At 49.5% G+C, this 15469-nt stretch carries 13 protein-coding genes; 11 read left to right on the forward strand and 2 right to left on the reverse strand.

From position 1 onward, the window contains the following. The first annotated feature begins 137 nt into the window (after positions 1-137). From BMW71_RS09325 to BMW71_RS09335, 3 genes are read left to right on the forward strand one after another with little or no spacing between them, the layout of a single operon-like run. Positions 138-1013, forward strand: coding sequence for a PIG-L deacetylase family protein (locus tag BMW71_RS09325; protein WP_092172544.1), 876 nt, complete (start codon positions 138-140; stop codon positions 1011-1013). Between the two features lie 40 nt (positions 1014-1053). Beyond that, the gene (locus BMW71_RS09330; RefSeq protein ID WP_092172547.1) at positions 1054-1812 is read left to right on the forward strand and encodes an SDR family NAD(P)-dependent oxidoreductase; all 759 of its coding nucleotides are present in this window, start codon (positions 1054-1056) and stop codon (positions 1810-1812) included. Between the two features lie 26 nt (positions 1813-1838). Continuing rightward, complete coding sequence (locus BMW71_RS09335; protein ID WP_092172550.1) at positions 1839-2693, forward strand: fumarylacetoacetate hydrolase family protein; 855 nt, start codon at positions 1839-1841, stop codon at positions 2691-2693. A 63-nt stretch (positions 2694-2756) separates the two neighbouring features. Here BMW71_RS09335 and BMW71_RS09340 read toward each other — a convergent pair whose 3' ends face one another. Next, positions 2757-2933 carry a hypothetical protein gene (locus BMW71_RS09340; RefSeq protein WP_177179597.1) on the reverse strand — a complete coding sequence of 59 codons (177 nt, stop codon included), beginning with the start codon at positions 2931-2933 and terminating at the stop codon, positions 2757-2759. A 169-nt stretch (positions 2934-3102) separates the two neighbouring features. On the opposite strand from BMW71_RS09340, the gene BMW71_RS09345 reads away from it, so the two are divergent. The 8 genes from BMW71_RS09345 to BMW71_RS09380 all read left to right on the forward strand — a co-directional run bounded on the left by BMW71_RS09345 (position 3103) and on the right by BMW71_RS09380 (position 12735). After that, complete coding sequence (locus BMW71_RS09345) at positions 3103-4260, forward strand: sialidase family protein (RefSeq protein WP_092172553.1); 1158 nt, start codon at positions 3103-3105, stop codon at positions 4258-4260. 736 nt (positions 4261-4996) lie between these two features. Continuing rightward, the gene (locus tag BMW71_RS23855) at positions 4997-5347 is read left to right on the forward strand and encodes an SDR family NAD(P)-dependent oxidoreductase (RefSeq protein WP_218145570.1); all 351 of its coding nucleotides are present in this window, start codon (positions 4997-4999) and stop codon (positions 5345-5347) included. Continuing rightward, positions 5344-5718, forward strand: a complete 375-nt coding sequence (locus tag BMW71_RS09355) for a pyridoxal-phosphate dependent enzyme (RefSeq protein WP_092172557.1) — start codon at positions 5344-5346, stop codon at positions 5716-5718. Before BMW71_RS23855 ends, BMW71_RS09355 begins: the two co-directional genes overlap by 4 nt. After that, entirely contained in the window at positions 5715-6374 is a 660-nt protein-coding gene (locus BMW71_RS09360) for an RraA family protein (protein ID WP_092172560.1), read from the forward strand. Before BMW71_RS09355 ends, BMW71_RS09360 begins: the two co-directional genes overlap by 4 nt. A 46-nt stretch (positions 6375-6420) precedes the next feature. After that, positions 6421-6798 (forward strand): RidA family protein, encoded by a 378-nt coding sequence (locus BMW71_RS09365; protein ID WP_092172563.1) that lies wholly within the window; start codon positions 6421-6423, stop codon positions 6796-6798. Continuing rightward, complete coding sequence (locus BMW71_RS23695; protein WP_177179598.1) at positions 6788-9142, forward strand: M81 family metallopeptidase; 2355 nt, start codon at positions 6788-6790, stop codon at positions 9140-9142. The genes BMW71_RS09365 and BMW71_RS23695 overlap by 11 nt, the downstream gene beginning before the upstream one ends. Then, entirely contained in the window at positions 9143-10180 is a 1038-nt protein-coding gene (locus tag BMW71_RS09375) for a Gfo/Idh/MocA family protein (protein ID WP_092172566.1), read from the forward strand. After that, a complete protein-coding gene (locus BMW71_RS09380) occupies positions 10177-12735 on the forward strand; it encodes a sodium:solute symporter family protein (protein WP_092172569.1) in 2559 nt (852 codons plus the stop codon). The genes BMW71_RS09375 and BMW71_RS09380 overlap by 4 nt, the downstream gene beginning before the upstream one ends. Before the next feature lie 3 nt (positions 12736-12738). On the opposite strand, the gene BMW71_RS09385 is transcribed toward BMW71_RS09380, so the two are convergent. Continuing rightward, positions 12739-15234: a mechanosensitive ion channel family protein gene (locus tag BMW71_RS09385; protein WP_092172572.1), complete on the reverse strand. Its 2496-nt coding sequence runs from the start codon at positions 15232-15234 to the stop codon at positions 12739-12741. Positions 15235-15469 lie beyond the last annotated feature (235 nt).

The following is a 15469-nucleotide window of genomic DNA, read 5'->3' on the forward strand; positions in this document are numbered from 1 at the left end:
AAATTTTAGGCTGCAAAGATAAGGAATAAGTTCCGGGCAAGGGGTATATTCCGGATATTTTGGAATAGCGGATTGGCAAAATTGTGCGAATTGACTATCTTCAAACTTTATCTTTTATTTAACCCATTAATCAGCGTATGAAATTTACTGTTTTTGCATTAGCCGTATTCCTCGTATCGTTTGCTGGGGTTCAGGCCCAGGAAGATCCCCTTCGGATCATCATGATCGGCGCCCACCCGGACGATTGTGACATTAAAGGTGGCGGTACCGCCGCTTTGTTTGTAGCCATGGGGCACAAGGTCAAATTTGTTTCGGTGACCAATGGCGATGCCGGACACATGGAAGAGGGAGGAGGCATGCTGGCGAAAAGGCGTATTGCGGAAACCCAGGAAGTAGCCCGGCGGCTGGGCGTGGACTATGACGTACTGGATAACCACGACGGTGAATTGCTTCCAACGCTTGAAATCCGTCTTCAAATAATCCGTAAGATTCGCGAATGGGATGCGGATGTAGTCATCGCGCCACGCCCAAATGACTACCACCCTGACCACCGCTATACGGGTGTGTTGGTGCAGGATGCCGCCTACATGGTCGGCGTACCCAACGTGGCTCCCGATACGCCTCCCTTGCGGAAAAACCCGGTCTTTTTGTACTTCCAGGATCATTTCCAAAAGCCCAACCCCTTTGAACCACACGTAGCGATTGATATTACCCAGGTGATCGATAAAAAGATTGACGGCATGGACGCACACGTGTCCCAGTTTTATGAATGGCTTCCCTGGATTGGTGGCTATGCAGACGAAGTTCCCGAAGGGAAAGAGGAGCGAAAAGAATGGCTCAAGGGAAAACGATTTGGAAGCATTACACCTGCGGTCAGAAGCAACCTGGAAAAGTGGTACGGGTCTGCCCGGGCGGAGCAGGTTGGGTACGCGGAAGCATTTGAAGTGTGTGAATACGGGTCACAGCCAACCGAGGAGGACCTAATGCGACTTTTTCCCATGCTGGGGAAATAAGATTTTAACTCATCCGCAACTAGAAAACGAAAGAAACTTTATGAACGAAAAAACGATCGTCGTCACCGGCGGGGCCAGTGGCATTGGACTTGCTATCGTTAAAAAATTTGCTGGCGCAGGTGCCAGGGTGTACCTGCTGGATTTCAATGAGGCCAGCGGGCAAAAAGTCAGTAGGGAATTACAAGAAACGGGGTTGGAGGTAGAATTCCGGCAGGCAGATGTATCCGTGGGGGCACAGGTGCAGGAGGTAATGGATAGCATTCCCGGGAACATCGATGTTCTGGTAAACAATGCCGGCATTTCCCATATTGGAAACCTGGAAAGCACGGAGGAGGCAGACCTGGATCGCTTGTATGCCGTAAATATCAAGGGGGTGTTTCATTGCTCCAAAGCGGTTATTGGACGGATGAAATCCCAGGGAGGGGGCGTTATCATCAACATGGCATCGGTATCAGCGACCATGGGCATACCCGACCGGTTTGCCTATTCCATGTCCAAAGGGGCCGTATTGAATATGACCTTGACCATTGCCCGGGATTATGTAACCGACAATATCCGGTGCAACGCCATTTCTCCCGCACGGATTCATACGCCCTTTGTGGATGACTACCTGGCCAAAACCTATCCCGGAAAGGAAAAGGAAGTTTTCGATCAACTGGCAGCCACACAACCGGTAGGAAGAATGGGTAGCCCGGAGGAAGTGGCCAATATGGCCTTTTTCCTGGCATCCGACGAAGCTGCTTTTTTGACCGGGGCGGATTACCTGGTAGACGGCGGCTTTTGTAAATTAAAAATGTAACCTATACTATAAAACTAAGATAACACATGAAACTGATTCGTTTTGGAAAAGCGGGGAATGAAAAACCCGGAATTGTTACTGACTCGGGAAAATTGCTGGATTGTTCGGCTTTCGGCGCCGATTGGACCGCTGAATTTTTGGGTGATCCGAATCGCCTGGAGGCACTTAAGCAGTGGCTTGCAGTCAACGCTGCTTCCTGCCCGGAGATCGCTCCTTCCGAGCGGTTGGGATCGCCGGTTCCCTACCCCTCGAAAATTATGTGCGTGGGATTGAATTATTCCCTGCACGCCAAAGAAAGCGGGATGGAGGTTCCCAAGCAGCCGGTCTTGTTTATGAAAGCTACCTCCGCGCTGACCGGTCCCTTTGATCCCATCAAGCTTCCCAGAAATTCCAAGGCCACGGATTGGGAAGTGGAGTTGGCAATTGTTATCGGTAAGAAGGCGAGTTATGTTTCAGAGGAAGACGCCATGGATCATGTATTTGGCTACGTGCTGCACAACGACGTCAGCGAGCGGGATTTTCAATTGCACCATGGCGGGCAATGGGTAAAAGGAAAGAGCTGCGACACCTTCGCCCCCTTGGGTCCGTACCTGGTGAGTAGGGATGAAATAGCGGATCCCCACCAATTGCGCCTGTGGTTGAAGGTAAATGGCGAGACCATGCAGGACAGTACGACCTCTGATCTGGTGTTCAACGTACCGCAGCTGGTAAGTTACATTAGCCAATACATGAGCCTGTTACCGGGAGACATCATCAGCACCGGAACACCCGCCGGGGTAGGAATGGGGCTCAAGCCACCGAGGTATTTGAAGGCAGGCGACGAAGTAGAATTGGGCATAGATGGTCTGGGGGTTTCCAGGCAGCGTGTAGAGGCACCGTAGGCAAACGCGTGATCGCGCGAAGCAATACAGGAACGAGAAGGCAACACCATGTTTGCCTTCTCTTTATTCGTCGACGTTATCAAAATAGACTTTTACATGCACACTCATTTTTTCCCGAAAGCTGGAGGGCGTGCCTACTTTTAGGTCCTGCAGTAAATCCCGGTGCGAAACGGCATTCTTAACGGCAGTTTTGCCAATGATTTGCCCGCTGTGGACCAGATTAAAAATGGGGTACACCATTTTTTGAAAGCGTAGTAGGGTTTGGTTACCGGATAATTTTTTTTACCCTTATATTACAACAATTTGGTGCTTTTAGGCCATATGGCTGTCAAACGAACAGAATTGGCCAAAAGAGCCTGCTGCTTTGTAAATTGCCTTTACATGAGTTTTATACTAAGCCATCCAACCTATGAAAACGAAAAAACGTGCATTTACCTTAGAAATTCTTTTGCTGATTGCCCTGGCGATACAGGCCTGTGGAGGTGGAGATTCCAGGCAGGGAAGCAAGGTCTCTGCATCGGAAAGACAAATTGAGCGGAAATTAGTGCTGAATCCGGGTGAAGATAATCCCCGAAATAGTGAGGGCGACTTCATTGCATTGAAAGACGGTCGACTCCTTTTTGTGTATTCCCATTACTATGGAGAATCTTCTAGTGACCATGCCACCGCCTTTCTTGCGGGCAGGTATTCCTCCGATCAGGGGGAGACCTGGACAACCGAGGACGAGGAAATTCTTCCTAACGAAGGAGGGATGAACGTCATGTCGGTATCGCTGCTTCGCCTGCAAAATGGGGATATAGCGCTTTTTTACCTACGCAAGAACGACACCGATGATTGTATCCCCATGATGCGGATTTCAAAAGACGAAACCAAAACCTGGTCGGAACCCATTCCTTGTATTACAGACAAAGAAGGGTATTTTGTGCTAAACAACGACCGGGTGATTCAGGTAGCGGATGGTAGATTATTGCTCGCTGTGGCCAGGCACGCCGGACCCGGTATGGAATGGAGCGGCAAGGGGGACATCTTCTCCTATTACTCGGACGATAACGGACAAACCTGGCAAAGCAGTGAGGAAGTTCCCAATCCGGAGGGCATTGTACTCCAGGAGCCCGGTCTGGTAGAATTGAAAGATGGCTCCATTTTGATGGTCATTCGCTCCAACGCGGGCGTACAATGCTATTCCTATTCCCGAGATCGGGGGAAAACCTGGTCCCAGGTAGAAAAGAGCAGCCTGGTGTCTCCCGTATCACCAGCCACGATTGAACGAATTCCCGGTACCGGGGACCTTTTGGCCGTCTGGAACAACAACCTATCGGAGGATCCCGATCGGGCAAAGCTCCGAACGCCGTTAAATGCAGCCATTTCCCGTGACGATGGTAAAACCTGGGAAAACGTAAAAACCCTGGAAGACGACCCGGACGGATGGTATTGTTACATCGCCATGGAGTTTGTGGGAGAGGAAGTGATGCTAGGGTATTGTGCCGGAAACCGGCCCGCTGGAACAGGCCTGTCGGTGACCAACCTAAGTAAAGTGAGTATGGATTGGCTGTATGAACAAAATTGATAGCATTGAATAAATCGTTTTTGTTTCAGATCATTCTTTCTAGATTAAGTATTTTTGTTGCCACGATCTGCATAAAAAATTGAATGAGAAAATATTGAAATAGATTAGAACAGTTTAAATTTGGTCCAGTTCGGTTTAATTACATGGTAAACTAATTTTCCCCGAATGCTTCGTTCGGCCCTCTAGACTGTCCAAAAGGGCTCATTCGTTGCTGAAATCCATAACTACTTCGGGTAGCAGTAGTTCAACCATACATACTCTGGATTCATGGTTGTTACGTGAATGTCGGGCACCAGTACTCAATTGTGATTTAAAAAGCTATATCGCTGGCAGTAGGGTTGGGAAAAAAAGGAATGCAACTGCCCCGAAAATAATGGTGATAACATTTCAAAATACACTGCTTATCAAATCAGCAACAAAGTACAGGAACCACCAGCCTGGTATTGCTGGGAGATTATGCAGATTAGGTCTTTCTACAGGAGCTTGTGGCCGAAACCCTTTCCAAATGGGGGAGGGTGGATGTTTTAATTAACAATACCGCCTGGCATACCCTGGAAACCTTGCGGCCGATCTCATTGGATACCTGGGAAAAAAAAGCCTACGAATTTGCCTGACCGCTCCCGTTTTTTTGAGCAAACGGGTCGCTGCTAACATGGAAATCAGGGAATCCACAGGCGTAATCGTAAACATCAGCAGCATCATGGCGGAACGAGCGTGAGGAACCAGTCCCGCCTACGTGGCCTCCAAGGGGGCCTTGCTGAGCATGACTTACGAAATGGCAGCCTTGTACGGACCCTCGGGAATTCGGGTGGTTGCCGTTTGTCCGGGGAACGTTCATGCAGCCATGAGTACGGATTTCATGGATCGAGCGGGTAATAATATCAGTCAACGACTTGTTCAGGATATGGAAAACCAGACTCCCTTGAAACGAAGCGCAACGCCGCAAGAAATCGCAAACGGCGTGTTTTGGCTTTGCTCGTCCGAGGCCTCGTTTGTCACCGGTACTTCCATTCAGATGGATGGAGGATTTAGTCACAATTTCAGTAGTTACACCAATAAAAAATCACAATTTCCCAACGAGTTTTGAGAGGAATCTGGAAATACCAAAAATGGATGGATTTGCCCCAGGAGCTGCTTCCATTTACCCTGGGAGAAGGGTCCACCCCGCTGATTCGGTCAAAAACCATCGGCCCGGATCAGGGACAGGGGCACTTGTATTTTAAACTGGAGACAGCCAATCCTTTCGGCTCGTACAAAGACTGGTTTGCAGCCTTTGCTATCGCTGACATGCTGGGAAAAAATAGGCAAACTTTGTCCGGCTATTATCTATTAGACATCGGCCCGGCGATCCCGCCGGTTGGCAATACCAACCGTCCCTGGAAAGAAGAAAAAGTGGTCGCCCTGCTGGAGCGGATCATCGATGCAGCAAAAGTCAACGAACCAACCGAATCAAAATGAAAGAAGCAAGCTATTCCCTGAAAGAAATCGAAGAAAACCTCTACGTCGCAGTTATTTCGGATGCACTGGACGCCTTGGGGTACCCCAATCAGTCGCCCGAGGGGGAATTTTCCATTCAGGTTGGGAAATCCCGGTTGGCAGGTAGGTGTAAAACCACGCTATGGTCGGACATGTATCACACGGACCCAAACCCCTACGAATTGGAGTTAAAGGCCGTAGACGATTGCATGCCGGGTGACGTTTTCATTGCAGCAGCAGCAGGTTCCACCCGATCGGGCATCTGGGGAGAACTGCTTTCCACGGCGGCAAAAAACCGGGGATGCGTTGGAGCACTGGTGGACGGTTGCATTCGGGACATAGCAAAAATCCGAGACATGGGTTTCACCGTTTTTGCAAAAGGGAAACGGGTGTATGACAGCCAAAACCGGCAACGTGTAGTGGCCATCGACGTTCCCGTCGAAATCGGAGGTGTACGTTTTTGCTCGGGAGATTTGGTAGTATGCGACGAAGACGGGGTGGTGGTGGTACCTCAGAAAGTGGAGGGGCTGGTGCTGACGAATGCCATGCAAAAGGTGCATGCCGAAAACACCAGTAGAGAAGCGATAAAAAACGGGATGAAGGCCACGGAGGTCTATAAAAAATATGGCATTCTTTGACGGGCGTACCCATTTGCACGAAAAAAAGGAGTATTTTGGATAGGTTATGAAAAAAGAAGTTATTTCAGGGGAAGGAGTCCCCCAAAGCACATTGCCGTTCTCACCGGCACTAAAAGTCAATCAGCTGGTATTTGTTTCAGGCCAGGCCTCTGTGGACGAACAGGGAAAAATTGTTTCGGACGATTTTGAGGGAGAAGTACGACGATCGTTTGAAAATGCCCGAAAAATTCTTGCCGCGGCGGGGCTTGACTTTAGCCACGTAGTGCAGGTGAGAAACTACGTTGCCAGACAGGAGGATCTCGCAACCTTTAACCAACTTTACACCGACTATTTTCAACCGCCCTACCCGGCCCGAACAACCTTAATCGGCTGTCTGGGTACTTTGTTGAAGTTTGAAGTAGATTTGATCGCGTATGCAGAATAAACGTCCAAAGCGGATCGGTCTTTTGGGTATTTACCACGAGTCCAATACCTTTCTGGAAAAGCAGACTACACGGGAGGATTTCGAAAACGGACACCTTCTCTATGGAGCGGCACTTTTGGATGAGTACCGGGATGCCTATCACGAGATCGGGGGCATGCTGGAGGTAATGGATAGCGAGCCGGATTTTGAAATCGTGCCACTCTTTTATGCAGAAGCTACCCCGGGAGGAAGTTTGTCTGCTGATGTTACTGATTTTCTTTTGGCAGAGGTGAAACATCTGCTGACCGGGGCGCTCCCGCTAGACGGCTTATTGGTGGTGCCGCATGGTGCCGCGGTCAGCGAGGCGTACTCCGATTTTGATGGATATTGGCTACGCCTGACCAGGGAAATCCTAGGACCCCGGCTACCCATCATGGGGACCATTGATCCACATTGCAACCTCAGCTACGAGATGGTGGCCGCGGTGAATGCCCTCGTGGCCTATAAAACCAACCCGCACGTGGATCAGCGAGCGGTGGGAAGGGAAGCGGCGAGTTTACTGGTAGGGGCATTAAAAGGCCGAATATCTCCAACAATGCATGCGATTCAGTGCCGGTTTGCCATTAGCATAGAAATGCAGCATACGGCATCCAGTCCCTGCAAGGAATTGTACCAGGTGGCCGAAGAAATAGCCAAACAGTCAGCCATCCTTTCTACCAGTATTGTCTTGGGCTTTCCTTATGCAGATGTGCCGGAAATGGGCACCAGTTTTATCGTTATCGCTGATAGGGTAGACCATGCTGCGAGAGCCGGCTTGCATAAGCTGAACGAGTATGCCCTGGAAAACCACCGGAAGTTTTCCGGAAAAAAAATGGATCTGGATGCGTTGCCCGAGGCCATGCGGCAGGCACAAAAACCCCTGCTGCTTCTGGATATGGGTGATAATGTCGGTGGAGGCGGCCCCGGAGACAGTACATTCTTGCTGGAATTATTGGAGGAATCCCCGGATACCAACGGCTTTATGTGTATATGCGACCCGGAAGCGGTCGCGACGATTCGGGATAGCCCGGGTTCCGGATTCATTTCGCTCACCGTCGGCGGCAAGACGGACCGACTTCACGGGAAACCGCAGAAAATGGCCGTCAAATTATTGGGCATGGTGGATGGGAAGTTCAGCGAAAAAGAACCCAGGCATGGCGGACAGGTGCATTTCACGATGGGGGAAACGGCTATTGTCAAAACTCGGGGGGGAAATACCCTGATGCTGACATCCTTGCGAACAGTTCCGTTTAGTTTACAGCAGTTGGTGCATTTTGGAATAGACCCGGCACAGTTTGAGATTTTAGTAGCAAAGGGGGTACAGGCTCCCCTGGCCGCATACCAGGCAGTTTGTAAAAGCGTCATTCGCGTCAATACGCCTGGGGTCACCTGCGCAGACATGCGTCAATTCGAGTATCGAAACCGGAGACATCCCCTGTTTCCACTGGATGTGCTTTCGTTTCCCAAGGGACGCGGAGCAGGTTTGCCAGAGCCGGCCCAGTTGAAACCTGAATTGCTCCACAATTGGGAATATTATACAGAAGGGCCGGTGGTCGGTAGCGAAGGAAGCGTGTATTTTACCGATCTGCTCGGAAAGCATATTTTAAAGTACGAAAAGGGTTCGGTTTCACATTGGGCCGACGGGAACCGTCCCAATGGTCAGGCCATCCTTCCCGGAGGGGGCCATTTGGTCTGTGATAGCGGTTCCGGGCACGTGGTGCGCTACGCGGCAGACGGAAAACGTATCGGTGCGGTTTCCCCGGAAAGGATCGATGGGGAAAGGGTACATTGTCCGAACGACATTTCGCTGGATTCCGGCAAAGGTTTTTATTTTTCGGATTCGGTACGCGAAGTGGGCAGGGTATATTTCGTCGGATGGGACGGTTCGGCTCACTGTGTTGCAAAAAATCTGGATTATCCGAACGGGCTCTTTTTTCTGCGAGAATCGCAGGTATTGTGGGTTGCAGAAAGCTATAAAAATCGCATTTTGAAATTTGACCTGAAACTCCCTGCGGATCATCCAGATTATCGGCAGGTTTTTGCATCCCTACCCTACCATCCTACCAATCGGCTGACCGGAAATCTCCCGGATGGATTGGCCATGGATGCCGAGGAGCGCCTCTGGGTTGCGCATTATGGCATGCAGGCCGTTCAGGTCCTTTCACGAGAAGGGAAATTGCTGGCAACCTACGATTCAGGCATCCCTTTGACCAGTAATCTTTGTTTTGTGGATGACGAGGTTTGGATCACAGGTGGGTTTTCCGAACCTGGACCGGGAAGCCTGACAAAATTACGTGTGGGCATTGAAGGATACCCGATTAGTTGAATGAAAAAGCAGGAAAGTAGGATATCCGTCGGAATCATTGGGGCTGGAAATTTCAGTACGCGGCACATCGAAGCCATTCGGCGGGTTCCACAGCTCCGGCTGGCAGCTATCTGTAGGCGGGATGCCCCGTCGCTGGTTCAACTGATAAAAATGTACCAAGTGGATGGGACTACCGATTACCGCCAACTTCTGGAAAATCCTGCCATCGATGCCCTGTTGATTGCTACCCCCCATCACCTCCATGCCGAAATAGCCGTTGCGGCAGCCCATGCCGGCAAACATATTCTCCTCGAGAAACCGATGGCAACTCGTTGGACGGACTGTCTCGCCATCTACGATGCTTGCAAAAAAAATAGGGTAACATTGATGCTCGCTCAGGTAGGACAGTTTACGCCGGCATTTTTGGCGGCAAAGCGTTTTTTGCAGTCCGGTGAGCTGGGAACTATTCGTGCCGCCCATGCCGTATCGGCCTCTCTTTGGAAGCACGCCGACCGGAAGGAATGGCACCTGCGAAAGGAGTCCGGCGGGGGCTACCTTTTTACCGTGGCGGTTCACCAGTTGGATGTGCTGTGTGCGCTACTCCCCTCGGAAATTCGGCGTGTACATGCCCTGCTTGGGAATGGCTTTCATCGGGATGAAGTGGATGATAGCGGCATTCTTTCCATGAAATGCAACAACGGCCTTCAAGCCTCGCTTCATTTTTCCGGATTCAGGAATGGAGTGAACCAGGTTGAGGTCCTAATTTACGGCGATAATGGCACATTGAAGATTGGTTTCTCCGAGGGTGCTTTTTACGGGAAAGATCAAAAATGGAAATTATTACCGGGGTCCTATACAGTGAATTGGATGGAAGAGGCGTTGGAAGCCGAGTGGAACGCCTTTGCCAATGCCGTAGCGAAGAACGAGGTTCCGCAGGTATCGGGCGAGCATGGTTTGTATTTGATGCAAGTTCTGTTTGCGGCCAAGGCTTCTGCGGCGAGTGGGAAGGAAATTGTCGTACCCTCAGTTGAAACTATCACAACAAATCACGCATCATGAATACGAAACCATCACCTTGGATCTTTAGCCTGTTAGTGTTGATTTTTTCGGTAAGCTCCTTGCTGGCGGGTGAAATCAATTGGCGGAATTTTCCCCCCGTTCCAGACAAGGAAGGTTTTGCCGGAATGTTTGCCGGAGTAAGCGATGACCGCCTCATTGTGGCTGGAGGAGCGAACTTTCCTGGCAAAAGGCCCTGGGAAGGCGGGCAAAAGGTTTGGTACGACCACATTTATTTTTTAGACGCGGTGGATGGCGTCTGGCAAAAGTCCGGGCAAAAACTGCCACAGCCCCTCGCTTATGGTGTTTCGGTAACCTATGCGGATAAAGTTTGGATCATTGGCGGCAATGACGCAAGCGGACATGTAAGTCAGGTACTAACCTTGTCGTATCAGGCTGGGGAAATTCGGATCGATACCGATTACCCACGCCTGCCGGTGCCCCTTGCCAATATGGCTGGAGCGGTAGTAGACGGGGTGCTGTACATTCAAGGTGGTCAGGAAAGCCCCGAAGGCCTGGCCAGAGAGGTGTTTTTTATGCTGGACCTTCGGGATGGACGCTCCGAGATGGAGTGGCTGGCAGGCCCATCATTTCCCGGAGTTAGCCGTATTCAGGCTGTGGCCGCCGCTCAGGAAGGAAAGTTTTACTTGTTCAGTGGCTTTCACCTGACAACGAATGAAGCCGGTGGTAATAGCAGGGAATTGCTGCGTGATGCGTATCGATACCTTCCTGGAGCCCGGTTGGTTGATGGGAAATGGGAGCGGCTGAAAGACCTACCGCGAGGCGTCGCGGCAGCACCTTCTCCGGCTTTTAGCCTGGGCAATTCCCATATTCTGATTTCCGGAGGGCTGGACGAAAAAACACTCACGCACTCGGATCCAGCCACACATCCTGGGTTTTTGGACGAAATGCTGGCTTACAATAGCCGGGCAGAAGAATGGGTACAAATGGGTGCCATGCCGGGAGGGACGTCGCGAGTGACGGCACCCACGGCGTATTGGAAGGGATACTGGATCGTACCTAACGGAGAAAAAGGTCCGGGTGTCCGATCACCGGCAGTACTGGGGTTACAAACCCAAAACCAATTCGGATGGGCCAATTGGACTTCTCTATGCGTTTATCTTTGTTGCATGTTGGGAATCGGATTTTACTTTTCCAAAAGAGATAAGTCAACGGCCCAGTTTTTTCTTGCCGGAGGTCGGATTCCCTGGTGGGCAGCCGGTTTAAGTATTTACGGCACCCAGTTAAGCGCGATCACCTTTATGGCCATTCCCGTGATCGTGTACGCCACCGATTGGCGGTTGGCTTTGGGTTCCTTTATGATTTTTGCCATCGTACCGATCATCATACGGTTTTACCTGCCCTTTTTCCGTAGACTGCGTATCACGACCGCCTATCAATACCTCGAATTGCGCTTCAACGTGAAGGTTCGTTTGCTGGGTAGTTTGACCTTTATTTTGTTGCAACTAGCCAGAATGGGGGTAGTGGTATTTCTTCCTGCCATTGCCATTTCCTCGGTGACCGGGATGAATATTTACTTGTGCATTGCCATCATGGGGGTATTTAGCACCGCCTACACGGTCCTGGGAGGAATGGAAGCGGTTATCTGGACGGATGTGGTACAGGTGGTGGTGCTTTTGGGAGGAGCTTTGTTTTCCCTGTTTTTGGCCATTGGGCAAATCGACGGGGGGCTGGCACAGGTGATACAGGTGGGCGTAGCGCACGAGAAATTTACCCTGGTTGAGTGGTCCTGGGACTATACTCAATTGGTTTTTTGGGTTGCGGTGATCGGCTTTTTCTTCTTAAACCTGATTTCCTATACCTCAGACCAGGTGGTCATACAGCGGTACCTGACGGTAAAAAGCGAAGCGGCGGCGGCCAAAAGCCTCTGGACCAACGGTATCCTAACATTGCCGGGAATTTTGCTGTTTTTTGGGTTGGGTACGGTACTGTATGTCTACTACCTCAGTAATCCACAGAAAATCGGGAGTACGAATCCCGAAGAATTGCTGCCCTATTTCATCGTTGCAGAGCTTCCGGTGGGTATAGCGGGACTGGTGATCGCCGGGATATTTGCGGCGAGTATGTCTTCTCTTGATAGCAGTATGAATAGCATTGCCACCGCATACATCACCGATATCCATTCCTATTTTAATCCCCAAACGGATGATCGTAAATCCCTACGTTTGGCAAAAATTATAACGGTTCTTATGGGTCTATTCGGGACCCTCGCGGCTATGTGGATCGCCTCATCAGACATTGGATATATTTTTGATTTATTCCAAAAGCTGCTTGGAATGATCGGGGGAAGCCTCGCCGGGGTCTTTATGTTGGCCATCTTTACCCAACGTGCCAATGCTACCGGGGCTATCATCGGCACACTTTGCGGGGCGGGAATCACATTTATGATTAGCCGATTTAGCGATGTAAACGGCTACCTTTATGGAGCGATCGGAGTTATCAGTTGTTTCGCGATCGGCTATGTTGCCAGCCTTTTTTTTCCGAAAGGAAGGAGCCAGCCGCAGGGCTATACCTACCGGTCGCTAGTAAAAAAATAAGGCCTATTCTAGTTCGCTCGCAGGCGGATGCTTCGTTACTTCTTTATGTTTAAGGTGTACGTCTCGTTGGGGGAAGGGGATTTCAATGTTTTCCCTGGCGAAGGCCAGGTATATTTCCCGCAGTACCTTGTTTTTTACCTGCAGCCATTGATCAAAATTGGCTACCCAGAATAAAATCCGGAATTCAACGGCGCTGTCCCCAAAATTGTGAACCAGAATATTGGGCACTGGAAAGGAAAGGATACCATCCTGAGCGATAATTTTTTCGATGATTGCATGCACCTTTTCCAGGTCGGAGCCATAGGCCACACCCACCAGTAATTCCACCCTACGGCTTTTGTCAGATAGGGTCCAGTTTACGAGGTGTTGAGACAAAAGATCGCCGTTTGGAATGATCACTTCCGATCCATCGTAAGCTTGCAAGGTACTCGAGCGGATACCGACGTCCTTCACAATTCCCGAGCGGCCTCCTACTTCGATCACATCGCCGATTTGTATGGGGCGTTCGAACGCAAGAATGATTCCCGAAACCAGGTTATTGACGATTGTTTGCAAGCCAAAACCAATGCCGACACTGAGCGCACCCAAGACGATGGCTAACTTGTCCAGGGACAATCCCGATGCAGTGACAGCCAGGAAGAAGCCCAGTGTAAGGATGGCAAGCCGGATTAGCAGGATGGAGGACCCCAGCCGTTTGTTTCGCTGCTGCAGGTTTTGGCTATCGCGTATAGAGGCAAAATAGGCAATGTTTTTCGCTAACACGGACGAAATCCATATCAATAGAAAAAAAACGAGGATGCTTCCATAGGTGAAGCTCGTGTTTCCGATTGTACGGGTCTCCTGAAGGAATGCAAGCACCAGATCCGCCAGCGCCTGGTTTACGGAAAAATTGACCAGCAGCAAATACAACCACATCAGCAGGGCCAGGAAAGAGAAAATCTTTTTCAACCGGCTGTAAATAGCCTGGTAGTTCAGGTAATTCGCATAGTCCTTTTGATTCTCCTTGCTCAGTTCGGATTGCAGGTAAATGGCCTCCATGAGCACCAGAACAAACACATACAGGGAAATGCCCTGCATGGTGCTCAGGGTAGAGGCAATACCTAGCAGTTTTCCCAGGCTAAACCTCCCGATAATCTGACACCCAACAGCCAGAAGTTGCATGCCTATGAAAAAATAAACCAGGTAGGGTAAATTCACAGGAAATAGCTCTTGTTTTTCTTTGATTAGCTTTAATAATCGGTACCCAATACCGATTCCCAAAATGGAAAAACCCATGAGGTACCATTTTTCCTGCTGGGCTAGTTGGGTGATTAAATTACTGGCCCCAAATACAAAGAAAGACACCACCATCAGGTACCAAAGAAGCATGGATTGCCGGTCTAAGACGATTCGAATCAGGAAAGTCGTCACCAGTATACTCCCAAATAGAAAGCTAAGAATCAACAAGTAGGGAGGAAAGGAAAACAGGTAAGGGCCAATTGCAAGCAGAATCAGGGCCGCTCCCAGAAAGGGAGAATACCTCAGGTATTTGCTTCGGTCCAAAATAAGGTTGGAAAAATCTTTGGTTCGGTAAATCTTGCCGATCATGTTTCGGATGCCAAAATAAACCATAATGAAAATGACCACAACAAGCATTAGCCAACCGTATTTTGTTTCCAGGTAGTGCCGGAGGATAACCCGGTTGAGTATCAGGGTTTCCTCGATTACCTGCGAAAAAGGTTTTTCTGATGTGATCGCGTGGCTTTGCCAAAGGTAGGGGCTATCTCTTTTCAAGAGGTCTCGCCTAAAACTTGTTTGCCGTGACCGAACCGATTCCAGCAATTCATTGAGTTGGATTTTTACGCCGGAAAGTTGCGTTTGAATACGGAGTCCAGCCATGCGTTTGGTGGCATACATACTGTCTACGGAGCTAAATCTTTGTTGCAGGATTTCTTTTTGCTCGAAGTATGCCTGCAGGCCATCGGTAACAACCAGGGATTTTTCTTGATCCAAAAATTCCTGAATACGATTCAATTTTTTTCCCAGCTCGATGAAGTCAATTGCCTTTGTATCGATTTGTTGCTGCCATTTGTTGACCTGCTGGTTGTAGCCGATGATCAGATTTTCCAGTTCGTTGAGAAAACGTAAATTGACGGTGCTTTGCTCCGCCAAGGATTGCTCCCGAATGCGTTGCAGTACCAATTCAATCACAGGAATTTGGTTTTGCATGAATGCTGTATCCGGGGCTTTCATCAAACCGGCCTTAATTTCTTGTACCGTGTTGAGAAATTGTTGGTTTTGTTGGATCCGTTGCTCGATGCTTATAGGCTTACGAACCGAGGAGTCCGCCAAAGTGACAGTATCGGAAGCTGCTTTCGGCAGGAGATCAAAGAGTTGGCTGCTGTTCTGCGCATTTGTCGTAGGCATAAACGCCATAAAAAGTAGCCAGACGGTTCCGATGAAGAGATAGGGTATGCCTTTTTTTGCACATGTGGTGCTTGAGGGGAAGTTGGGTCTCATTTTAAGAATTACATGGAAAACCAAACGGATTCAGATAATCGTCAAATAAATTTACTAGAAATTTGTCACATCATTCGATTTAATTTGAGAAGTTTTTTGTTTACTAAATGAAGCACACCGATACTCACCCCATTGGTAACTGCTTTTTTGCCAGTGAGGTACAAAATCGGGGCGATTCGATGTTAATTGCTGTTAAAAACAGTTGTTTCTTGTGATGTGGCACTGTTTTGGAAGC

Source organism: Cyclobacterium xiamenense (assembly GCF_900109255.1).
Classification (GTDB): domain Bacteria; phylum Bacteroidota; class Bacteroidia; order Cytophagales; family Cyclobacteriaceae; genus Cyclobacterium; species Cyclobacterium xiamenense.